The 23,730-nt window shown below is 56.3% G+C and carries 16 protein-coding genes; 8 read left to right on the top strand and 8 right to left on the bottom strand.

Annotation, left to right across the window (positions count from 1 at the left end):
• Position 1: 1 nt before the first annotated feature.
• Entirely contained in the window at positions 2–3,580 is a 3,579-nt protein-coding gene (locus AC0V6W_RS11860) for a hydantoinase B/oxoprolinase family protein (RefSeq protein ID WP_486150235.1), read from the bottom strand.
• Between the two features lie 316 nt (positions 3,581–3,896).
• Here AC0V6W_RS11860 and AC0V6W_RS11855 point away from each other — a divergent pair, with 316 nt between their 5' ends.
• Positions 3,897–4,616, top strand: coding sequence for a hypothetical protein (locus tag AC0V6W_RS11855; RefSeq protein WP_486150233.1), 720 nt, complete (start codon positions 3,897–3,899; stop codon positions 4,614–4,616).
• 373 nt (positions 4,617–4,989) lie between these two features.
• Positions 4,990–6,690 (top strand): solute:sodium symporter family transporter, encoded by a 1,701-nt coding sequence (locus tag AC0V6W_RS11850; RefSeq protein ID WP_486150231.1) that lies wholly within the window; start codon positions 4,990–4,992, stop codon positions 6,688–6,690.
• Here AC0V6W_RS11850 and AC0V6W_RS11845 read toward each other — a convergent pair.
• The 4 genes from AC0V6W_RS11845 to AC0V6W_RS11830 are packed head-to-tail and all read right to left on the bottom strand — an operon-like array spanning position 6,683 to position 9,662.
• Positions 6,683–7,384: a TauD/TfdA family dioxygenase gene (locus AC0V6W_RS11845; RefSeq protein WP_486150229.1), complete on the bottom strand. Its 702-nt coding sequence runs from the start codon at positions 7,382–7,384 to the stop codon at positions 6,683–6,685. The two genes, AC0V6W_RS11850 and AC0V6W_RS11845, sit on opposite strands and share 8 nt — an antisense overlap.
• A 7-nt stretch (positions 7,385–7,391) precedes the next feature.
• The gene (locus tag AC0V6W_RS11840; protein ID WP_486150227.1) at positions 7,392–7,592 is read right to left on the bottom strand and encodes a hypothetical protein; all 201 of its coding nucleotides are present in this window, start codon (positions 7,590–7,592) and stop codon (positions 7,392–7,394) included.
• Positions 7,585–8,541 (bottom strand): aldo/keto reductase, encoded by a 957-nt coding sequence (locus tag AC0V6W_RS11835; protein ID WP_486150225.1) that lies wholly within the window; start codon positions 8,539–8,541, stop codon positions 7,585–7,587. Before AC0V6W_RS11835 ends, AC0V6W_RS11840 begins: the two co-directional genes overlap by 8 nt.
• A 5-nt stretch (positions 8,542–8,546) precedes the next feature.
• Positions 8,547–9,662, bottom strand: coding sequence for a Gfo/Idh/MocA family protein (locus AC0V6W_RS11830; protein ID WP_486150223.1), 1,116 nt, complete (start codon positions 9,660–9,662; stop codon positions 8,547–8,549).
• 119 nt (positions 9,663–9,781) lie between these two features.
• Here AC0V6W_RS11830 and AC0V6W_RS11825 point away from each other — a divergent pair, with 119 nt between their 5' ends.
• Positions 9,782–10,411 carry an isochorismatase family protein gene (locus AC0V6W_RS11825; RefSeq protein ID WP_486150221.1) on the top strand — a complete coding sequence of 210 codons (630 nt, stop codon included), beginning with the start codon at positions 9,782–9,784 and terminating at the stop codon, positions 10,409–10,411.
• Here AC0V6W_RS11825 and AC0V6W_RS11820 read toward each other — a convergent pair.
• Positions 10,398–12,470, bottom strand: coding sequence for a glycoside hydrolase family 97 protein (locus AC0V6W_RS11820; protein ID WP_486151603.1), 2,073 nt, complete (start codon positions 12,468–12,470; stop codon positions 10,398–10,400). The two genes, AC0V6W_RS11825 and AC0V6W_RS11820, sit on opposite strands and share 14 nt — an antisense overlap.
• Positions 12,471–12,616: 146 nt before the next feature.
• Between AC0V6W_RS11820 and AC0V6W_RS11815 the strand changes: the two genes are divergently transcribed.
• Positions 12,617–14,320: a CRTAC1 family protein gene (locus AC0V6W_RS11815; protein ID WP_486150219.1), complete on the top strand. Its 1,704-nt coding sequence runs from the start codon at positions 12,617–12,619 to the stop codon at positions 14,318–14,320.
• Here AC0V6W_RS11815 and AC0V6W_RS11810 read toward each other — a convergent pair.
• The gene (locus tag AC0V6W_RS11810) at positions 14,307–15,677 is read right to left on the bottom strand and encodes an alpha-amylase family glycosyl hydrolase (protein ID WP_486150217.1); all 1,371 of its coding nucleotides are present in this window, start codon (positions 15,675–15,677) and stop codon (positions 14,307–14,309) included. The genes AC0V6W_RS11815 and AC0V6W_RS11810 overlap by 14 nt on opposite strands.
• On the bottom strand, positions 15,677–17,302 hold the full coding sequence (locus tag AC0V6W_RS11805; RefSeq protein WP_486151601.1) for an MFS transporter: 1,626 nt from the start codon (positions 17,300–17,302) through the stop codon (positions 15,677–15,679). The genes AC0V6W_RS11810 and AC0V6W_RS11805 overlap by 1 nt, the downstream gene beginning before the upstream one ends.
• A 309-nt stretch (positions 17,303–17,611) precedes the next feature.
• Here AC0V6W_RS11805 and AC0V6W_RS11800 point away from each other — a divergent pair, with 309 nt between their 5' ends.
• From AC0V6W_RS11800 to AC0V6W_RS11785, 4 genes are read left to right on the top strand one after another with little or no spacing between them, the layout of a single operon-like run.
• A complete protein-coding gene (locus tag AC0V6W_RS11800) occupies positions 17,612–19,465 on the top strand; it encodes an alpha-amylase family glycosyl hydrolase (RefSeq protein WP_486150215.1) in 1,854 nt (617 codons plus the stop codon).
• Positions 19,462–21,135 (top strand): alpha-glucosidase, encoded by a 1,674-nt coding sequence (locus AC0V6W_RS11795; protein ID WP_486150213.1) that lies wholly within the window; start codon positions 19,462–19,464, stop codon positions 21,133–21,135. Before AC0V6W_RS11800 ends, AC0V6W_RS11795 begins: the two co-directional genes overlap by 4 nt.
• 3 nt (positions 21,136–21,138) lie before the next feature.
• A complete protein-coding gene (locus tag AC0V6W_RS11790; RefSeq protein ID WP_486150211.1) occupies positions 21,139–22,167 on the top strand; it encodes a LacI family DNA-binding transcriptional regulator in 1,029 nt (342 codons plus the stop codon).
• Between the two features lies 1 nt (position 22,168).
• A complete protein-coding gene (locus tag AC0V6W_RS11785; protein ID WP_486151599.1) occupies positions 22,169–23,689 on the top strand; it encodes a tryptophan halogenase family protein in 1,521 nt (506 codons plus the stop codon).
• Positions 23,690–23,730: the final 41 nt, after the last annotated feature.

Below are 23,730 nucleotides of genomic sequence, written 5' to 3'. Positions count from 1 at the left end.
CTCATCCATCACCAAATCCTCCCCCGAAACCGCCGCCGCCGGGCGTATGGATCACAAATGTATCCCCCGGTTGCATCTCAGCAGACGCGCTTGCGCTCAAATCCTCGCGCGATCCATCCCTGCGCTCGACCCAGTTTTTGCCCGGTGCCGCGTCCCCGCCGCCCATAATACCGCGCGGGGGCACAGCCCGCCTGTTTGCGAGCATATTCGCGCGCATTGCCTCAAGGAAAGTCACGCGCCGCTCCACGCCATTGCCGCCCGAATGCGCGCCCTCGCCCCCGGAACCGCGCCGGATCGCAAAGCTATCAAGGCGGACGGGCAGGCGCGTCTCGAGGATCTCCGGATCGGTAAGGCGGCTGTTGGTCATATGCGTTTGCACAGCATCTGTGCCGTCATGATCCGGCCCTGCGCCCGACCCGCCGCAGATCGTCTCGTAATATTGGTGCCGATCATTGCCGAAAGTGAAATTGTTCATCGTCCCTTGGGAAGGCGCAAGCTTACCGCACGCCGCGAACAAAGCATCGGTGATGACCTGGCTCGTCTCGACATTGCCCGCGACCACGGCCGCTCCGGGCCGGGGGTTGAGCATGGACCCTTCGGGCACCACGAGTTTCACAGGGCGCAGGCACCCGTCATTCATCGGAATCGCATCGTCGATTAAAGAGCGAAGGACATAAAGCGAGGCTGCCCGCGTTATTGACCTTGGCGCGTTGAAATTGTCGGGCCGCTGATCGGACGTACCGGTAAAATCGAACACGGCGCTGCGGCCTGCGCGGTCTATGCGGATGGCAACCTTCACACACGCGCCGCTATCCATTGCGTAAGCAAACTCGCCCTCGTCGAGCCCGTCGATCAGACGCCGGACGCTTTCCTCTGCATTGGCGAGGACGTGGCCCATATAGGCCTCCACCACCGCCGCCCCCTGATCGGCCACCACACCGGTGAGCAAATCCGCACCGCGCGTGCAGGCGGCCAATTGCGCGCGCAGATCGGATAGATTGCGGTCCGGATTGCGCGCAGGATTTGCAGTGGAGCCAAGCACTTCCCGCACTTCGCCTTCGCAAAAGCGCCCCTCATCCACCATCAGCACATTGTCGATCAGCACCCCTTCATCGTCGATGGTGCGGCTATCAGGCGGCATGGAGCCGGGTGCGATCCCGCCAATATCGGCATGGTGCCCGCGCGCGGCGACGAATGCGTCGGGGGCCTCTCCCGCGTCTGAGTAAAACACAGGCACAATCACCGTAACATCAGGCAGATGCGTGCCGCCGCGATAGGGATCGTTCAAAACATAGGCATCGCCGCGCTTAAACCCGCGCCCATCGCGCGGCATCCCGTTTTCGCTAGGGCCCCTCTGCTCGATAACCTGAGCGATGGAATCGCCCATCGATCCCAAATGCACCGGAATATGCGGCGCATTGGCAATCAGCGCGCCTGCCTGGTCAAACAGAGCGCAGGAGAAATCGAGCCGTTCCTTGATATTCACCGATGTCGCGGTGGATTGGAGGACAACGCCCATTTCCTCGGCGATGGCCATGAACAGATTGTTGAATATCTCCAGCCTGATGGGGTCGGCCTCAGTGCCCGCTGCCGCCGCGTGTTTGGCCGCCGCAATGCGCGACAGGATCAGACTGCCCTCATCTGCAAGCCGCGCTTGCCAGCCTTCTTCGACCACAATCGTGGAGCCAGGGTCGATAATCAGCGCGGGTCCATCCACCCTTTGCCCTGCCTGCATCGCGGCGCGCTTCATTGTTTTGAGTGCGCCCAAAGCCTCTCCATGGGCCATCTCAGGCTGCGCGAACGCTTCCCCCAGCCCGCCTGACAGGCCGCTTGCTTCGACGCTCAACGCCTCAATGATGATTGTTTTGTGAGCATCGGAATACCCAAAACGCAGGCGATGAAGTTCGCGAAATTCGCTGTCCATTTTCCGGGCATCGCCGCATGGGATCATCAACGCGCTGTCGCTTCCCTCGAACCGCAGCTGGGCGCGCGGCTCCAGGTTTATCTCAGCGCTCTCAATACCTTGCGCAGCCAGCGCAGCCGATGCCTCTTTTTCAAGCAGTGCCAGTTCTTCGCCAAATCCGTCCGACAATGGCCGGATAAGGCTAACTTCGCGGATCGCTTTTACAGGCGCAATCCCGATCCCATAGGCTGACAGGATGCTCGCGAGCGGGTGGACCAGCACCGTCTCCATACCCAAAGCGTCAGCCACTTTGCACGCATGTTGCCCGCCCGCCCCGCCAAAACACGCGAGCGCGTAACGCGTCACATCATAACCGCGCGCGGTCGATATTTTGCGGATCGCATTGGCCATATTGTCGGTCGCAATATCGAGGAAACCCGCCGCGATTTCTTCCAGCGGTTTGGGATCAGGCAGCGCAGCGGCAATCGCCTCCAGCCGGGCGCGCGAGGCATCGGGATCAAGCGGCTCATCCCCGCCCTCACCAAACACAGGCGGGAAAAACGCAGGGTCAATCCGGCCTAGGAACAGATTGCAATCGGTTACCGTCAGCGGGCCGCCCTTGCGATAACACGCAGGTCCCGGATTGGCCCCCGCGCTTTGCGGACCCACACGGAACCGCGCGCCATCAAAACTGCACACAGAACCGCCGCCCGCCGCCACCGTATGGATCTGCATCATGGGCGAGGCAACGCGCACGCCTGCGACCACGCTTTCGCCTGTCAGCTCCAATTCGCCGGCGTAATGCGCGACATCAGTGCTGGTCCCGCCCATATCAAACCCGATCAGCTTTGTGTGGCCAAGCGGCGCGGATGCCGCGACCATGCCCACAACCCCGCCCGCAGGCCCGGACAGGATCGCATCCTTACCGCGAAACGCGCCGACTTCGGCCAATCCGCCATTGGATTGCATAAATTTGAGCGCGCCTGTTTCAGGCAGGCTCTTTTGCAGACCGTCCGTATAGCGCCGCAGGACGGGCGAGAGATACGCATCCACCGCCGCCGTATCCCCGCGCGGGACGAGTTTGATCAGCGGCGCGACCTCATGGCTAACACTCACCTGCGCAAAGCCAAGCTCGCGCGCGATTATCGCAAGCCGCGCCTCGTGCTCGCGGTATTTCCAGCCATGCATCAGGATGATAGCGATAGCGTCAAAACCGTCTGCCTTTAGCTGCGCAAAATCGGAACGCGCCTTGGCCTCATCAAGCGGGCGCAGCACTTCACCATCCGCGCCAACGCGCTCATCCACTTCGATGACGCGGTCCGGCAATTGCTCTGGCAAAATGATATGGCGCGCAAAGATTTCGGGCCGAGCCTGCGTGCCGATCCGCAAGGCATCAGCAAACCCGCGCGTAATGGCGAGCGCGATGCGTTCCCCCTTGCGCTCAAGCAGGGCATTGGTGGCCACAGTCGTTCCAATGCGCACCTCGGCAATGGGCGCCTCGCCATTGCCCCCTGCGTGCCGCGCAAGCAGCCGCCGCACGCCTTCACTGGCCGCGTCATCATACTGGCCAGGATGCTCTGACAGCAGCTTTTCGGTGACCAAAGAGCCACCCGGCGTCAGCGCCACCACATCGGTAAAAGTGCCGCCACGATCGACCGCAAAACGCCAGGCTGTCATGGTGGGTGGGGTGCTCTTTTTGTGGATCGTAGGTGCGCGGGTGTTTCGTGGACGTGTTTTGGCGGGTGTTTGGGAGAGTGTCTAGGTCTACCAACTTTCGGGCCACGACCGCTCGCCCGGAGCCTGTCGAAGGGCCATCCTTCGCTTTGGCTCCATGCTCTCAAAAAGAAGGACGGTGCTTCGACAAGCTCAGCACGAGCGGGTTTTCTATTGAGGCAACCACCGCAGTCGCCTTTTTAGGGCGGCGCGCTGGATACCAAACCGCAACCAAATCATGCGATTACCGCTCCGAGCGCAGCAGGAGGGCGCGTGGGTTATGCGGATGATTGCCGGATTTTGGGCTTTGGTGGCTGCGATGCTGCTGGCGGGGTGTGCTGAGAGCACACCGCCCGAATACCGCTATCGCCTCAAGGTCGAGGTGGAAACGCCCGAGGGCCTCAAAACCGGCTCCAGTGTGATCGAGGTCTCCACGCGCGTGGCAAGCAAGAACGCTATACTCTCACCCGGACGCGCGACCATGCGCGCTCGCGGAGAGGCTGTGGCTGTGGACTTGCCCGGTGGTCGCACGCTGTTTGCTCTGTTGCGGTCTGAAAGCCAGACAGATTGGGCCTCCAATGTGATGTCACTATTGGCACCAAGCTATCGCGGAGATGGGGCTGCAAAAGAGAAAGTCCGGGCAATCCTCCGGATGCAGGGCGAATACGATCTGCCTTTGTACAAACCCGCCGGCCCCGGCAGACGCCGCCATATGTATCCGATGTTGGTGACGTTCGGCGATCTCGATGATCCAACCAGCGTTGAAAAGGTAGACCCGCTCGATCTCGCCGCGACCTTTGGCGAGGGTGTGAAGTTGAAGCGGATTACAGTTGAGGTGACTAATGATCCGGTGACGACAGGGATTGCGGAGCGGCTGGGTTGGTTGCCGGATTACTATGACAAGATGCTCGATGGACGTCGCATTAGACATATCGAGGCAGACAACCGTTTGGCTAACAGCCTGTCACAAAACAGCTTTGTAGTAGGGGCCGTAAAATGAACCGTGAAGTAATTCACTAATTGTCACCGCAATGTTTGCAAAACCGCGTGCCAGTCCATGGATCCCCGCCCTTCGACAAAGCTCAGGAGAGCCCTTCGCGGGGATGACAATGGAGGCGGCGGGGTGGCCACGGGGGGCAGCGGGGCGGCGGCGAGGCAAAGACTTGGCCATTTTCCTACATGCCCGAACCCTGCTAACTTTGCGCCGGGCCTTTGCACCCTCATTCAGCGCAGGGCCGGAACAAAGCCCCCTTCCCCCTCCACCTAGACCCCCATCCCGCAGTATGTACTTCGTCAATCAGCGCTAGTACGAGATCGCCAATGCACCGCCCGCTTTGACGCAGGGCATCCCTTGCCGCTAACGCGGCATAACGATGGACGCTTCACTGCTCTTCACACTGGCAAGCTGCGCCGTCGTTATGGCAGTGATCGCCTGGGTCAGCTGGCTCAAAACGCGCGGCACGACCGAAACGCGCGATGGGTATTTCCTTGCGGGAAGAGGGCTGACCGCGGGGTTTATCGCCGGGTCGCTATTGCTCACCAATCTATCGGCAGAACAGCTGATCGGCCTCAATGGATCAGCCTATGGCCACAATATGTCGAGCATGGCGTGGGAAGTAACCGCCGCTATCGCGACCGTGGCGATGGCGTTCGTTTTCCTGCCGCGATACCTCGCCGGGGCCTTTACCACTCTGCCCGAATTTCTGGCCGAACGGTTCGATCCCACTGTCAGGCGATTGTCGGTGCTGCTGTTTATGCTGGGATACGGCCTCGTGACCATTCCATCGGTGCTGTATTCGGGCAGCCTGGCGGTGATGAAGTTCTTCGATGTGCCGACGCTGACGGGGTTGAGCGCGTTCCCCGCACTGCTCATAACATCGGTAACGATAGGCTTGATCGGCGCGGCCTATTCGGTGTTTGGCGGGCTGCGCGCGGTCGCCGTTTCGGACACGCTGAATGGGATTGGCCTTTTGATATTCGGATCGCTGATCCCGGTTCTGGGCCTGATCGCGCTGGGCGATGGCAGCTTCGGCGAGGGGCTTGAGCGGCTGGCTACCAATCACCCCGAAAAACTGAATGCGATAGGTTCTGCCAGCGACCCCACGCCGTTCGGCACAATCTTCACCGGCATGATTTTCGCCAATCTGTTCTACTGGTGCACCAATCAATATGTGATCCAGCGGACATTGGGCGCGGCCTCTTTTGCTGAGGGGCAAAAGGGAGTGCTGGCATCGGGGTTTTTCAAGATCCTTGTGCCGTTCATGATGATGATCCCCGGCGTCATCGCGTTCCATCTGTATGGCGCAGGCTTTGCCTCGATTGATGAGGCCTACCCCCGGCTTGTCTCCGATCTGCTGCCGGCTTATCTCGCAGGCGTGTTTTTGGCGGTCCTGCTGGGCGCGGTGTTCAGCTCGTTCAACTCGCTGCTCAACAGCGCGGCAACCTTGTTCACGCTCGATATCTATGCGCCATCCCGCAAAGCGCCCACCGATGCGCATCTGGTGAAAGTCGCCAAGATCGCGAGCGTGGTGATCGCGCTGTTCTCATTCGTGGCCGCGCCGATGCTCTACTTTGCACAGGAAGGGCTGTGGCAGATCGTACGGGTGTTCACCGGGTTCTATAACATCCCCACGGTCGTGATCGTCATCATGGGCCTGTTCACCGCGCGCGTTCCGGCATTGGGAGCCAAGCTTGTGATTGTCTTCCACGTGACCGCTTATGGATTGCTCCGCTTCGTGTTTGACGATGTTGTGACGCTGCATTTCATCCACCAATATGCAATCCTGTTTGTGATTGAGGTGGGGATCATGCTGGCCTGCGGATATTGGGCACCGCGAGCGGAACTTTATCGGCCAGCCGCGCGGCACGAGGTGGATATGACGCCTTGGGCCTACGCCCAGCCAGCGGCGTTCACACTGCTGTCGGGCGTGGTGGCGCTGTATCTGCTGTTTTCGCCATTGGGCGCGGCCAATGCTCAGGGTTTCAGCACGGCATTCTTCGTTTTGATGAGCGCTCTGGGTATTGCCAATATCGCAGCGTGGGTGATGGCAGCGCGCAGACCAGCCCTCAGCTGATCAGGCTGGCCAAAACGCGGCGCTTACCTTTGAAAGGGCGCCGCCCATGCATCACGGTGAAATTATCGACCAGAACGACATCGCCCGCCTGCCATCGCAGATCATAGGTCAGCTCATCGGCGATTGCGATGGCGGGGCCCATCTCCCCTGCCGTGATCGGTTTGCCGCTGCCAAAAGTGATCGCTTTGCCAGGGTCATTGCGGCTGTCTGACCACCCTCGAAACGCGGCGATAAGCTGATTAAAGAAGCTGCGCCTGCCACCGCCAATTTCGCGGACTGCTGGCAGAACGGGCGTGGTTGCGCGCAGGGATCCATCTTTTCGCCATTCCCAAGAATAGCCAAGCTGTGCCAACCGCGCCTCAGCCGCTTCGGGAGCTATGCTGTTCAAAGTGCTTTTCCAGGACCGCCCCTGCCCTGACCCCGCATCATCATCACCCGGCATGACATTTGTGTAGCGCACGCCTTCTGCCTCAAGCCGCGCGGCAAAAGCTGGCGCTTCAATCACCAAGCGCTCCCAAACCCAGTCAGATCGGCACAAGGGCGTAGCACCGCCCTCGTCTGGTGCGATTTCACAATAAAAGAACAGCGCCGATGGATAGATCGGCGTTTGCGCCATTTCGTGATGGAGGAAAATCTCGGTATGAGGCGGCGCTTCATTGGCGGTGAAAACACGCGCAGTGATATTCGTGCGCACCGCATTGCTAAGCGAGATCTTCGTAAGTAAAGCCGGGCTTACCATACGCCTTGACTGCCGCGTCAAAGGCATGCGCATCGGGCACGCAAAAGCCGCGCAGCAGCACTGCGCCATGGTCAGCCAAACGCGCTCCCACGCCGGCCTGGCCATCGGCAAAGTATTCCACCAGCGAACCTTCACCTGCGATCACATGCGGGAAATCAGTCATAGATTGGGTGAAACGCGCCGAACGCTTCCTCTGCAAAGGTGCCCGGATCGTTAAACCGGCGGTTCTGATTGAGCGACGAGATCGCCGCCATTTCCACCGCTGACAGCTCAAAATCATCGATATCAAGATTTTCGCGCATCCGCTCAGGCTTGGTAGTTTTCGGGATGACCGCCGTGCCGCGTTGCACGCCCCAGCGCAGCAGAACCTGCGCGGGGGTTTTGCCATGCGCCTGTGCTGCGACCATGACGGGTGCCGCACCCAGCAAACTTTCTCCAGCCTCGGCCATATTGAGCTCAAAATAGCTTTGCGCACCCAGAGGCGAAAACGCTGTCACATCCATCCCGTAATTACCCGCGAGCCGGATCAGCCGCTCCTGTGTCAAAAAGGGATGCGCTTCGATCTGGAGCATTGCCGGCTTAACCTCGGCATAGGTCATCAGATCATGCAGCAAAGCCGAATTGTAATTGCACACGCCAATGCGGTGCGCGGCGGCCTTGTCGACCAATGCTTCCATCGCCATCCACGTCTGATGGAGCGGCACACGCGCCGGCTTCATCTGCGGCTTGGGCGCATCCGGGTCAAACAGCCATTCGGGCGGATAGCGCGTTTCAATTGGCACATATTCGAGCGGGATAGGAAAGTGGATCAGATAAAGATCAAGGTAATCAAGCTGCAAATCGGCCATTGAGTTTCGGCATGCTTCTTCAACATGCTCTGGCGCGTGAAAGGTGTTCCACAGTTTTGAGGTGATCCACAGCTCCTCACGCGCAACCAGACCTTCGGCGATGGCCCGCGTCAAACCTTCGCCGGTTTCAGCCTCATTTCCGTAATCGGCAGCGCTGTCGAAATGGCGATAGCCTGCACGAACCGCTTCGAAAACGGCATCAGCGGTATCCTCGCGCGGGATCTTCCACAGGCCAAAGCCAATGCGGGGCATGGTGTCAGGCACGTCGATCAATCCTCATCTTTAAAATCTATGGTTACAGGCTCGCCCGTGGCGATGCTTTGCTGCGCAGCTGCACCCATCACAACAGAGCGATAGCCGTCTTGCGCGGTGATAAGCGGCGCTGTTCCGTTCACAAGCGCATCATGAAAATCGCGCTGCTGGAAAAAGGTCGCGCCGTGATGCGATCCGGCGGCAAGAGCGTCCTTGGGCGTCGAGACGGGCTCTACCTCAAAGCCCGGTCGCCCGTGGATGCGCTGGCCGTTACCATCGACTTGCCCCGCCCGCTGTGCCCAGATGATCTCGCTTGCAGGCAATTTAACCTCAAGCTTGCCCCTGTCCCCGACCGCGCTGATCTCTTCCTGCTGCTCTGCCCCTTCTGCGAACATGCACAAATCAAGCATTGCGCGCGCGCCGCCTGCGAAATCAACAGTAACAAAGGCGTTGTCGATGATGTCGGGTGTCTCGCCAAGATAGCGTTCATCGAGGTGGTTCACATCCTGCCCGCCGCTTGCAAAAACGCGGCAAGGTTCATCGCGCAGGATATGACGCATAAGGTCGAAAAAATGGCAGCATTTTTCCACCAGAGTGCCCCCGGTGTTCCGATTGAAGCGGTTCCAGTCGCCCACCTTTTCTAGGAACGGAAAGCGGTGTTCGCGAATGGCGAGCATTTTTACATCACCCGCCTCGCCGGCATGCACGCGCTCGATAAATCGGGTGACAGGCGGCATATACCGATATTCCAGCCCCACCCAGAACAGGTTGGCGTAATCACGAGCGGCTGCGGCCAAAGTGAGTGCATCCGCGACATCTGTACACATTGGCTTTTCAAGCAGAATACCTGCGCCCATTTCCATCACCGGCTGCACAAGGCCAAAATGGGCGTAATTGGGTGCGGCGATAATAACAGCATCGGGGGTAGTATCAGCAAGCATTCGGGCGTTGTCTGCAAACACCGCGACATCTTGCCCAAGCTTGCTCGCCAACGCCTCAGCAGCTTTGCGTGATCCTGCATCGGGATCAGCGATTGCGACCAATTGTGCACCGTCGATCAGCGCAAGATTGGCCATATGCTCGCGGCCCATCATGCCGCAGCCGATTATCGCATATCGTCGTTTCTCACTCACCGCTGGCGCTATGCGCGGTGCGGGTCCGACTGGCAAGTCAGCACTTAACTGTCCGACTGCCGGACAGCGCGCATATCACCCCGCTTGAGCTGCACTGTGTTCGGGCATAAGCAATGGGCATGAACGATCTCAATACCAATTACGCAGCTGCCTATGGCCAAAAAGCAGGCTTTGGCAAAAAACCAGCATTGCTTCTCATCGATTTTGTTGAGGGATATTTTGATCCCGAATGCGATTTGTATGCCGATGTTGACAACACTCTGGCATCGGCATTGCGGGTGCGCGAAGTGGCACACGAGTCCGGTATTCCGGTCATCCTAACCAATGTTGTCTATCACCAAAGCGCGGTTGACGGCGGACGGTTCTATGAAAAAGCCAAACCCTTGCGATATTTTTTAAAAGGCTCTCCCATGGGCGCATGGCCCAAAGGATTGGAGCCGGCCGCTCACGAACTTATTATTTCCAAGCAATATCCCAGCGCCTTTTTCGGCACGTCGCTCGCTTCAACTTTAACAGTTATGAGCATTGATAATGTGATCCTGACAGGTCTCACCACCAGCGGCTGTATCCGCGCGACTTGCGTCGACAGCATGTCGCATGGCTTTATCACGACGGTGGTGCGAGAGGCCGTTGGAGATCGGCATGAAGATCCGCACCAAGCAAACCTGTTTGATATGGAAGCGAAATACGCTGATGTAGTGAGCGAGGCAGAAGTTATCGCTCACATCAAATCCGTCACTGCTCGATAAAGCGCACGGCCACACCGCCCGAAGCTGCGAGACTTACATCAAGACTGTCGGTACTGGTTACAGCGATTTCCTCAATCACCAAGGCATTGGGATTGGTGTCCCAATGCGCATCATCACCATCGCGGTAAACTTGCGCTGTGTAGCTCTTACCCTCATCAAGAAAATCCAAAGGTAACGACATTTCACGCGCCCGGCCATCGGTGACGGCGCCCAAGAACCATTCACCACCAGCGCGGCCTTTGCGCGCAATGGCAACATATTCGCCAACTTCGCCTGCAATCGCAACGGTTTCTTCCCAGTCCGCCTCCACGTCTTTGATAAACTGAAACGCATCCATACGCGCTTCATAGTTTTCAGGCAGATCAGCCGCCATCTGCAACGGCGAATACAACACCACATACAACGCCAGCTGCTTGGCCAATGTTGTTTGCGGGCGATTGGAAGGGTCACCGCGCTGCATATCTTCGCGCACAGGGGGGCGTTCATTGGGGCGCAGGTCAAAGATACCCGGTGTGTAATCTGCCGGGCCTGATAGCATTCGGGTGAACGCGATCACCGGGATATGCTCGGTTGGATTGGGCGGTGATCCCCATGCGTTGAACTCCATCCCGCGAACCCCTTCCCGCGTCATCCAATTGGGATAGGTCCGCCGCAATCCTGTGTCTTTGACTGGCTCATGCGCATTGATGGAAATCTTGCGTTTAGCGGCTGCTTTGACCGCTCGCAGGTGATGACCGACCATAAACTGGCTGTCGTGCCATTCATATTGCTTCACGCCTTCGTCATCATAGCGCACAATATCGCCTGCATCCGCGACATATCCCGTCTTAACCTCGCGCACGCCATTGGCGGCGTAAAGATCAAAGGCGGCTTCCATCTGCGCCTCGTAATTGGCAACATTTCCGCTGGTTTCATGGTGACCGATTATGCGCACGCCTTTTTCAGCCGCATATCGGCTGAGCATCGGCAAATCAAAATCTGGATAGCTCTGGGTGAAATCAAACAATTCGCCATTATTGAACCAATCGCCGTCCCAGCCAATGTTCCAACCTTCAACGAGCACCCCGGAAAAACCGTGCTCAGCTGCAAAGTCGATATAGCGTTTTACATCATCATTGTTCGCACCGTGAATGCCATCGTTGCCCCAGGTGCGCTCGTTGATGTGCATGGCCCACCAGATGCCGATATATTTGCCCGGCTCAACCCACGAAACATCGCCCAGCGCATTGGATTCATTAAGGTTCAGAACAATGTCCGAATTGATAAGCCCCTTGGCATCAGGCGCAATCTGAATTGTGCGCCACGGGCTTTTGAACGGAGCCGCCGTGTGCACTTTCACCCCGTCTGCACCTTCGCGCAGGCGCGCCTCGAAACTGCCAGGCCTAAGCGCCAAAAGCGACATGGCGGAATAATCCACCAAAGCGGCTTCATGAATTGAGATATGCACGCCTTTTGGCTGGCGAAAGGTCACTGGCGTGTGCGCGTCATCCACGATGCCCGCTTTGCCTTTTCGATAGATGTATTCGTATCGATTAAACTGCCTCGCAGGTGTCCACCAGCTGTCTGCCTGCGTCCCGATGTTGAACTGGGTCAGCTCGTCCGAAATACGAATATCGCCTTGCAAAGCGTCTTGCTCAGGCAGCTCATAGCGGAAACCAATTCCGGTATCGAACAGACGAAAGCGGACAATCATGCGCCGCTCAGGTCCTTTTTGAGACCCGAAAGTTACCGCCACTTCTCGGTGATGATCGCGCACGATCCGGCGCTCACCCCATGGTTGCTCCCATGACTGATCAACCCGGTTCCGCGTATGGCTGGTGATCTTTAGGTCATTTTCAAAGCCATGGTGATCGGCAAACAATAGGCCGAGACGCGCAGGTTCCATCACAACTTCGCCATCAAACGAAACTGTGTAGGTTGCCAGACCGCCTTGGTCAGATATCTCGACTGCAATTCGGCCGTCGGGCGATGTTTCCTGAACAGGTTCTGCGCGCAAAGGCACCGCAGCGGCCATTACCAACACGGCAATCCAGGCCGCCTTTGTCACACGAGCCAGCATCACATTCTCCCAATCGATAGATTTATGCAAATTTTTGCAAGTTTCTCCGGCGTCGCACTCACGATACCAGCAAACTCATGCTTTTCCAGTGTGCATTTTTCTGCAAAAAAGTTAGAAGTGCTATCAATGGCACGGGGAGAGGGATCATGATCGGTAACAGGGGCAATGCGACCAATGTCAGTGCGGTCGCCATATGCGCTTTGCTGTTTGCAGGCTTGGCCGGGTGCGGCGGCGGCGATAGTGCGACCACGCCTGCGCCGGTCGCGGCAGGTGGAGGCAGCACGCCCTCCCCTTCGCCCAGCACCGCCAGTGCAACGCTACCTGCAGGAGGCAACACCAGCTTTTCCAATCGTACAGCCGCCGCCGGCTTCGGCCATAGCTTCGGCTTTTCAAGCGGCATCAATGGCATGGTTAGCCAATTTGCTGGCGGCGCGGCATCAGGCGATATCGACAATGATGGCGACATCGATGTGTTTGTTGTGCGGGGTGATATTGGCCCCAACTTGCTCTACTTAAACCAGGGCGGCACCTTTGTGGAAAGCGCAGGCGCGGCAGGTTTGGCTTTCACGCTGGAGGGGACCAGCATTAACGGCGCGCATAGCGGCCCCACTTTTGGCGACTTGGATGGAGACGGCGATCTAGATCTGTTGCTTGGCGGGCTGGAAGGCGGGCCAACGAAGCTTTTCATCAATGACGGCACTGGAAGCTTTACAGATGCGACTGCTGGATCAGGATTTGATTTGGCGAGCGCTCAACAAACCATTTCCATGGCTTTGGGTGACTATGACGGGGATGGCGATCTGGACGTTTTGATGGCGCATTGGGGGACACCGCGCGATCCGGAAAATCCAGGCGAAACCGAAACACTTTGGCGCAATGATACGGCGCAAGGTGGAGCAGTCTCTTTCACCCCAGTCAGCGCGACTAGCGGCGTTGCAGGTCTACTGGCATTCGATCTGCCGCAGGGGGTGCTGGGCCCAAATTATGATTACACCTTCGCGCCTGGCTTTGCCGACATTGATGGTGACCGAGATCTGGACATCCTGATGGTGTCCGATTTTCGCGGATCGAAAGTGCTGCTTAACAATGGCGACGGAACTTTCAGCTCAAGCGCCTTCATCCCAGACGACGAAAACGGAATGGGAGCCGCGATTGGCGATTTCGACAATGATGGTGATTTCGACTGGTTTGTTTCCTCAATCAACGGCAATCGATTGTTCGAAAACAATGGCTCGGGCGGTTTTGTTCGCAATGCAGCATCGGGAATTGAGCCAGGCGGCTGGGGGTGGGGATCGTGCTTTGCAGACTTTAACGCGGATGGATGGCTAGACCTTTACCAGACGAACGGCTGGGAAGCTGGGAAAGACCCCAGCGCTTCAAACTATGTGAACGATGTGACCCGTCTTTGGATGAACGGCGGCGACAGAACTTTTGCAGACGCCGCCGAGGCGTCCGCCATTGCTGAGACCGATCAGGGCCGCGGCGTGATTTGCGATGATTTTGACAATGATGGCGATATGGATGCGCTGTTGTTGACCGCTGAGCCAAGTGGTGCGGTCTATTATTGGGAAAACCAATTAACCGGTGCGAAAAGTGTCAAAGTGCGCCTGCGCGGGCGAGGTCCGAACACTTTTGCGATTGGTGCAATCATCGAGCTCACCATCGCCGACACGACTCAAACGCGGATGGTCGGCATCAACAGCAATTTCACCTCACACAATTCTACTGATCAAATTTTTGGAATGGGCAGCAACACCAGCGCCGGCCTGCGCGTGATCTGGCCCGATGGCTCGGAAACCATCCAACCCAATGTGTCTGCTGGTGATCTGGTTGAGATCACTCAGCCGTAAAGAGACGGTAACCCCAGGGGCCAAGATCCAGCATGGTTTCTGCTTCAAATCTCACGGTCTCGCCGCCAATCGCATCACTCATTGTGCCGTAGTGACGCTCTAAATCAAAAGTTACCTTTTGTGCGCGCGGTGACAGGTTAAAGACCGCAAAGACGCGGTCATCGCCCTCCCCTCGGATAAAGCTCAACACGTCCTTTTTTGCGCTGTTTGGTACATCAACAAATGGGGCGCCATGGGCTCCATTGTGCAATGCCCGCTCGCTTGTTTTGAGCGCAATGAGAGAGCGGAATAGAGGATCGAAACGACCTTCATTCCAATCGATCTCATCCTTCTCGAAAAACTCCAACTGCCGATCGAGGTCCGCTTCCTGACCATTATAGATTAGCGGAATACCAGGCCCAACAAAACTCAAGGCAATCGCCGTTTCATAGGCTGGACCATAAATTTCTGACGCTACTCCATCCCACGAATTCTGGTCGTGATTATCGGTATAAACCATGCGCATCGCTGCGTGCGGCCAAGTGGTTTTTTGCGCAAGATAGTATCCGCGCATTTTTCCGGCGCCGCTGCCATCCGCAACAAGTTCCTGCATTGCCTCTTTCCACCCCCAGGCATAGGTCGCATCAAATGCGCGAGCGTGAAGATCGCGGGTTTCCCATTCGGCCAGCGTAAAAACAGGTTTGATCGTATCAAGCTGCGCGCGTGCGGTGTCCCAAAAATCAAGCGGTACAAAGCCTGCGACATCCGCGCGGTAGCCATCCACATCGAATTCGCGCACCCAATAGGCCAGGCTGCCAGTCATATAATCGCGCAGACCCGAATTCGAGTAGTCAAAGTCGGCAACATCCGACCAGTCAGTGCCTTCAGGCGGGATTATGTCCCCTTCCAGATTGCGGGTATACCATTCAGGATGCTCGGCAATCAGCGGATTGTCCCATGCTGAATGATTGGCGACCCAATCAAGGATGACTTTCAGACCCGCTTCATGGGCCGCGCTAACGAAGGCGCGAAACTCTTCTTCCGTGCCCAGATCGGGATTGACCTGGCGATAATCCTGGACCGCATACGGGCTCCCCATTGTCCCTTTACGCTTTTCCTCGCCGATCGGGTGGATCGGCATCAACCAGATGATATCGACCCCCATATCGGCAAGCCTTGGCAAATGACTTTGCGCAGCGGCAAAGGTGCCTTCCTGCGTGAATTGCCGAGTATTCATCTGATAAATTACAGCATCTGCGGCCCATTCTGGCGTCGCAGTTTGCACATAAGGCTGGGGCTCAAACGAAGCTGGTGCAGACGCTGGTTCGCATCCCGCAAGACCAACCGCCGCCAATGCCATCAATGCTGTTTTGCGCATCAGGATGCCCCCGACAATTTGGCCTGTCGCTCTAGAATGGCAGTGGTCCCATCGGTTACAAACAGGGTCGCGACCGCAGCCAGGGCAAAGGATATGGCTGAAATGGCCATCGCGTAAATCGGCGCACCATCGAAAAATGTGGTGAGCAAAAAGCCCAGCAACGTCGCCGCGATCAATTGCGGAACAACGATGAAAATGTTGAAGATACCCATATAGATGCCCATTTTCCGCGCAGGGACAGACCCTGCCAAAATGGCATATGGCAGCGAAACGATCGAAGCCCAGGCGAACCCTACAGCAACCATCGGCATCCATAGCAATGCCGGGTCGCGGATTAACAGCATCGCTGCGAAACCCGCCGCTCCAATCGCCAGATTAAGGGCGTGGAGACGGCACCTGTCCATCTTTGCTGCGATAACGATAAAAGCCAAAGCCGCCGCTGCTGCAACGCCATTGCGAACCGATCCAAGCAGGCTCCACCAATCGGCTGCGTCCTGATACCCCTGGGTCACAGGGTCAGGGGACGCAAAGTGAAATTCTGCAACTGCGGGCGTGCCGTAAATCCACATCGAGAACATGGCAAACCAGCTAAAGAACTGGACTACAGCAAGCTGCCGCATGGTCTTGGGCATGGAGAACAGATCATTGACGACTTCCATAAAGCCATTGTCATCTTTGCCGCCGCTGCGCAGCAGTGATGCAATGATCTGAATGGCCCCGAACGCTGCAACCAAACCAGCGAGGACATAAAGTTCTTGCGCGACTTCAACCTCGCCCAGCCACGCAGGCCGGGGTTCACCGCGAGCATACATCACGAAGGCAGCAAACGCTGCGCCGATTGCAATCCAGACCAGACCACCGCGCTGAAATTGCGCAGCGCTGCGTTGAACATTTGCAGCTTCCATAGGCTCGACGCCCAAAGCTGCGTGCCGAGCCGCTTCAAACCCAGCGATCTCATCAGGGCTGTATTCTTTAGTCCGAAAAACCGTCCAGCACACCGCGATGAACAGAGCCAAGCCTCCAATATAAAAGGCATATTGAACGGTCTGAGGTATCTCACCTTCGCCCGCCACATTAGACAACCCCATCCAATTGGTCATCATCCATGGCAGCGCGCCAGCGATAACGGCGCCAACGCCAATGAAGAAGCTCTGCATTGCATAGCCTCGCGTTCGCTGGCGATCCGGCAAATTGTCACCAACGAATGCGCGAAAGGGTTCCATCGTGATATTGAGCGAGGCGTCCATGATCCACAACATGCCTGCAGCAACCCACAAGGTTGGTGAATTCGGCATAATGAACAATGTCAATGTCGCAAATATCGCACCAATAAGGAAATAGGGGCGTCTACGCCCCAGCCTGCCCCATGTGTTGTCGGATAGATGGCCGATAATCGGTTGAATTATCAGGCCCGTCATCGGCGCTGCGATCCATAAGATCGCAAGCTCATTCACCTCGGCGCCAAGCGTTTGGAAAATGCGACTTACATTGCCGTTTTGAAGGTCAAAGCCGATCTGGATGCCAAGAAAACCAAAGCTCATATTCCAGATCTGGCCCGCGCTCATCGCTGGTTTTCGCCCCGTGCTGGTGCCCGTGCCCGATCCAAGCACTTGCGCCTGTGCCATATCCACTTATCCCTCTCGCAGTTTCTGCAATTCTGATATCAGAATTGCAGGCACGCTTCTTGCGTATGTTTCGCTGGCAAAGGCCAATTATCTGCCCTTAATTCCAGCCGCCCTAGTGTGCCGCTTATGCAAATTTTTGCAAGAACCTTTGTGGTTCGGCGCTATATACGACCAGTTCTTTCGATTTTTCCGTCATTAGTCCAATGATTTTATGAGATAAATTTGCATCAATTTCAGTGCTGATGATTTTTCACAAAGAATTGCAAAGTTGATACAAAAGTGGCAATCAGGTCACGGGAGGACGTGACTATGACGCGACTATGGATGGCAGGCGTGCTTGCCCTGGCAGGCTTTGTTGGCAGCGCATCCGCAATGAACGATGCGCCTGCAGAACCAACACCTGAAGAAAGGTCAGCTTATCGCGATAGGCTTCCCGAAGATGAGGTGGTCTATTTTGTTCTGCCCGATCGCTTTGCCAATGGCGATCCCTCCAATGACCGCGGCGGGATAGAAGGCACAGCACTCGATCACGGCTTTGATCCTAAACATAAAGGATTTTATCACGGCGGCGATTTGGCTGGGCTGACGGCACGGCTTGATTATTTGCAAGGCATGGGGATGACCGCCATTTGGTTCGCACCCATCTTCAAAAACAAGCCAGTGCAAGGCCCAGAAGGAGATGAAAGCGCAGGCTATCACGGCTATTGGGTGACAGACTTTACCAGCATTGATCCACACTTTGGCACCAACGAAGAATTCAAAGCTTTCGTCGATGCAGCCCATGCACGCGGGATGAAAGTTTATATGGACATCATCACCAATCACACGGCAGATGTAATCCAGTATGCCGATGGCAATGCCTCCAGCTACACCTATCGCAGCCTTTCAGATTTCCCCTATTCGCGTCGCGGCGGGCTGACTGGAGAGCCGATCAATGACGGTTTCATGGGCGACGAATTGCAAACTCAGGAGAATTTCGCGCGTCTAAGATCCCCAGATTATGCCTACACTCCTATTGTGCCTGCAGGAGAGCGCAACTCCAAAAAGCCCGAATGGCTGAACGATCCAATCTTCTACCATAATCGCGGCAGCACAACCTTTTCCGGCGAAAGCAGCCGCTATGGAGATTTTGCCGGGCTTGATGACCTTTACACCGAGCATCCACGCGTTCTCTCGGGCATGATCGAAATCTATGCCAGTTGGATCACTCGGTTCGGCATTGATGGCTTCCGAATCGATACTGCAAAACACGTAAACCCTGAGTTTTGGCAAAGCTTTGTGCCGGCTATGCTGGAAACGGCGAAAGCGAAGGGCATTCCCAACTTCCTGATATTCGGAGAAGTGTATTCCTCCAGCCCGGACAGCGGTGTCTTGGCACAGTTTACGCGCCGCGATGGGTTTCCCGCGGTGTTGGACTTCGCGTTTCAATCGGCAGTTCACGAAGCCGTAGGCAAAGGAACCCCGCCTTCTGTCCTAGTTGATATGTTCGAAGGCGATGTGAATTACGAAGGCGGACCCGACGCGGCCAGAACGATGCCGACTTTCCTTGGCAATCACGACATGGGCCGCTTTTCGACTTTGGTAAAAGCTGACAATCCAGACATTTCAAACCAAGAACTTTTGAGCCGGGTCAAGCTTGGTCATGCTATGTTGATGACCCTGCGCGGCAACCCCGTCATTTACTATGGCGACGAGCAAGGCTTTGTAGGGGATGGCAACGATCAAGCAGCGCGTGAAGATATGTTTGCAAGCCTTACCGACAGTTACAATGACAACATTCTGATCGGAACAGATGCGACCACCAGCGAAGAGAACTTCGATACCGCCCATCCACTCTATGGGCTGATTGCCGAGCTTGCTAAAGTCAGGGCGAGGCATCCCGCATTGCGCCGGGGCAAACAAATCGCGCGCACCTATGATGATGAAGCGCCTGGTCTTGTCAGTTTTTCTCGCTTCGATGCTGAGACGGATGAAGAATACCTAGTGGCTTTCAACACTTCGTCTGCGCCAATCAGCATTACATCGAGAGTGGGTTACGCAGCGCGTTCATTGGAAGCATTGAACGGCCAATGCCCAGGCGCCGTTGCCGCGCCAGGTAGCGTGGAAATGGAACTGCCCGCCTTTGGCTGGTGCATCGCGCGATTACACGGGAAGAAGAAATGACCAAACCGCTTGAAAAAGCAAAGTCCCAGCCGCTCACGACGGTTCAGGAATGGTGGCGCGGTGCGGTGATCTACCAAATCTATCCGCGCAGCTTCAAAGACACCAATGCTGATGGCATCGGTGATCTGAGCGGCGTGGCAGAAGGCCTTGATTACATTGCATCACTTGGCGTTGACGGCATTTGGATTTCGCCGTTCTTCACGTCACCCATGGAGGATTTCGGGTACGATGTTTCCGACTATTGCGGGATTGATCCGACTTTCGGGACCTTCGATGATTTTGATGCGATCATCAAACGCTCGCATGAGCTCGGCCTGAAAGTGATCATCGACCAAGTTTATTCGCACACCTCCGATCAACATGCATGGTTTCAGGAGAGCCGGCGCGATCAAACCAATGCCAAGGCCGATTGGTACGTCTGGGCCGATCCAAAACCGGATGGTTCCCCTCCGTCCAACTGGCAATCGGTGTTTGGAGGATCGTCTTGGCAATGGGATGGGCCGCGCAGGCAATACTACCTTCACAATTTCCTGACCAGCCAACCTGATTTGAATGTCCATAACCCCGAAGTTCAAGAAGCACTGCTGAATGTCGCGCGGTTCTGGCTTGATCGCGGCGTCGATGGGTTTCGTTTGGACGCTCTCAATTTTTCGATGCACGATCCGCAATTGCGCGACAATCCGCCTTCAGGCGCGCCGATGAATGAGGTTACGCGTCCGTTCGATATGCAGATCAAACGGTTCAATCAATCGCATGAAGATATACCGGCATTCCTTGAACGCATCCGCGCGACGATCAATGAATATCCAAACCGGTTCACCGTTGCAGAGGTTGGCGGCCCCAATCCATTGGCTGAAATGAAAGCGTTCACGGCAAATGGCAAGCGGCTGGATTCAGCCTACAATTTCGATTTTCTCTATGCGCCGAACCTTACCGCTCAGAAAGTCAAACATTCGCTTTCAAACTGGGACGGCACGCCGGGTGAAGGGTGGCCATCATGGGCGTTTTCCAATCACGATGCACCGCGCGCAACCACGCGCTGGGCCAGCGATGAGGGCACTGGAGAGACTGGGATTGAACAAACCGCGCGGCTTTCAATGCTGCTGCTGTTATCGCTGCGCGGAAATCCAATTATCTATCAAGGTGAGGAATTGGGTCTGCCACAGGGCCATGTCGCGTTTGCCGATCTGCAAGATCCCGAAGCGATCCTCAATTGGCCCCACACATTGGGCCGTGACGGGGCGCGCACGCCAATACCTTGGAAATCCCAAGCATCGCAGGCAGGCTTTTCCAATGCCAACCAGACCTGGTTGAAAGTGGACCCTGCACACACCTCACTTGCGATTGATCTGCAATCAGGCGAACCGAGCTCTATGGTAAATTATACGCGGCAATTGCTGGCGTTGCGGCGAACGCTTGATGCATTGATCGCGGGTGACAGCGAGTTGCTGGATACGCCAGCAGACATCGTCGCTTTCATTCGCCGCAGCCATACAAGCGAGGTGCTATGCGCTTTCAATTTAGGCACCCAGAGCATTGAGTGGGATGTGCCGCCTGCCTTTCAAGCAGCCACAGTAATCGCAAATGAGAGACTGGCGCAAACCGCACAAAACGTGCAATCCATTCTCGCGCCGCGCACCGGGTTCTGGGCGGCATTGGGGGAAAGATAAAGCATGGATGCTGCGGGATTGAGGTCGAAGAAAAACGCACGGCTGGAAGATATCGCGCGGCAGGCGGGCGTATCGATATCCACCGTATCAAGAGCCCTCAATGACAGCCCTGCTGTGAAACGCCGTACTAAACAGGAAATCTGGCGCATTGCCCGAGCGCATGACTACGATTTTCGCAGCCATATGCCTAACGGGCCAGTAGGTGCAGAGGCCACAATTGCGGTAATTGTGCCTGCCCCTCAAGCACGGGAAACTCGCGTCGCCGATCCTTTCTTCCTCGAGCTGTTGGCAGGCATTGCCGAAGCTGCGCGGGACCGCAAAGTTGATCTTGTCATCAGTCATGTCTTTCCGCGCTCGGCTGAAGATTTGCGGTTCGCGATGACGACAAGCCGCGCCACCGGCATGATATTCATTGGGCAAAGCTCCTTACATGATGCATTTAACAGCCTTGCCGGTGGGGAAGACAATTTCGTCGTTTGGGGCGCGGATTTCAATGACTCGGCCTATTGCAGCGTCGGCTCTGACAATGTCGCGGGTGGACGCCGAGCCACATCCCATCTGCTTAGGCTTGGGCGCAAACGCGTGCTGTTCTTGGGCGATACTGAGGCGCCCGAGGCGGAACAACGTTATCGCGGCTACAAAATAGCCCTGGAAGAGGCTGGCATTGCTCAGGATGACAGTCTGGCGCTGCCTGCGCATTTCGATGTGCAATCAGGCGAAGCCACAACCCGCTCGGCGATTGAAAGTGGAACGGGGTTTGACGCGATCTTTGCTGCCAGTGATTTGATTGCCATCGGCGCCATTCACGCACTAATAAAATCGGGTCGCTCTGTTCCGCAGGACGTATCGGTTGTTGGATATGACAACATCCCCGCATCGCGACTGGTCACTCCTCGCCTGACGACTATCGACCAAGACGCAAATCTGGCTGGCCGGATGCTTGTATCAAAACTGATCGACACTCACGGCGGTAAAGCCATTTCAGAGCGGATGGAAACCAGCCTGCTTATCCGCGAAAGCTGCGGTGGCTGATATGGTAGAGAAGTCTGCTCCGCTGAAACGCATTGTGATTGTTGGCGGCGGCAGCGCAGGCTGGATGACAGCCGCCGCCTTATCCGACGCGTTGGGCCGCGAATGCTCAATTACCCTCGTAGAATCCGAAGCCATCGGCACAGTGGGCGTCGGCGAGGCAACGATCCCGCCTATCCGAACATTCAATCAGCGCATCGGCATTGATGAAACAACATTCGTCAAGGAAACCGCTGGCTCATTCAAACTTGGCATTCAATTCGTTGATTGGGCGCGCCAGGGACATTCATATTTCCACCCCTTCGGCCGCTACGGCGCTGAATTCGATAAAGTGCCATTCTACCATTACTGGATGAGAGAGAACCTTGCTGGCAGCATCGAGGGTCCGATTGACGACTTCTCGATGTGTTGGGCCATGGCCAAGGCGGGCCGGTTCGCCCATCCTGAAAGCGATCGACGCAAAATCCAGTCTACTTTCGATTATGCCTACCACTTCGATGCTGGCCTTTACGCAGCGTTCTTGCGAAAGCTCTCCGAAGCTCGCGGCGTGTCGCGCATTGAAGGGCGTGTCACCGATGTGAATTTGCGCGGCGAAGATGGCTTCATCGAAGGTGTCACTTTGGACAATGGCTCAACCTTGTCAGGCGAGTTATTTATTGATTGCAGCGGGTTTCGCGGGCTTTTGATCGAAGGTGCTTTGCATGCAGGCTATGAAGATTGGCGGCATTGGCTGCCATGCGATCGTGCCGTGGCCGTACCTTGCGAGAAGCGAGCAAATATCGCGCCATACACCCGGTCAACCGCCAAGGCGGCTGGTTGGCAATGGCGCATTCCTTTGCAACACCGTACGGGCAACGGTTACGTTCACTGCAGCGAGTTTATCAGCGAGGATGAAGCAACTGAAACGCTACTGGAGTCGCTTGACGGAAAACCGCAGGCGGACCCGCGAACCTTGCGATTTACAACGGGCCGCCGCCGCAAATTTTGGGACAAGAACTGCGTTGCTATCGGGCTGTCGGCTGGATTTATGGAACCGTTGGAATCGACAAGCCTTCACCTGATCCAATATGGCATATTGCGATTGTTAGCGTTGCTGCCCGATACGGAGATGTCGCCATTACTTGCGCGCGAATACAACGCGCAAACGACTCGCGAATATGAACGTATCCGCGACTTTCTCATCCTGCATTACACTGCAACCGAACGTGATGACGCAGAGCTTTGGCGCTATTGCTCAGCGATGGCGATACCAGACAGCCTGCAATACAAGATTGACCATTTCCGTAACCATGGAATGATTGTTGCAGATGAACGGGAGCTTTTTGCCAATCCAAGCTGGATCGCGGTTTATCTTGGTCAAGGTATCACCCCGCAAAAAGCCCCAGCGATCACACAAATGCGTGCCGATGTACCCGTTGCGCAGCGGATGCGCATGATAGCCGAAGCCATGCAAAGCGCTGTTAGCGATATGCCTATGCACGCTGATTTTCTGGCACGACACTGCCCGTCGCCACTAGCCGCTTAAAGCTATTTCAGGCTTACTTGCGACACAAAAGAAAAGGGCCC

The organism is Erythrobacter sp. JB1-7 (genome assembly GCF_057365015.1).
This window is presented reverse-complemented; position numbering and strand designations above follow the sequence as displayed.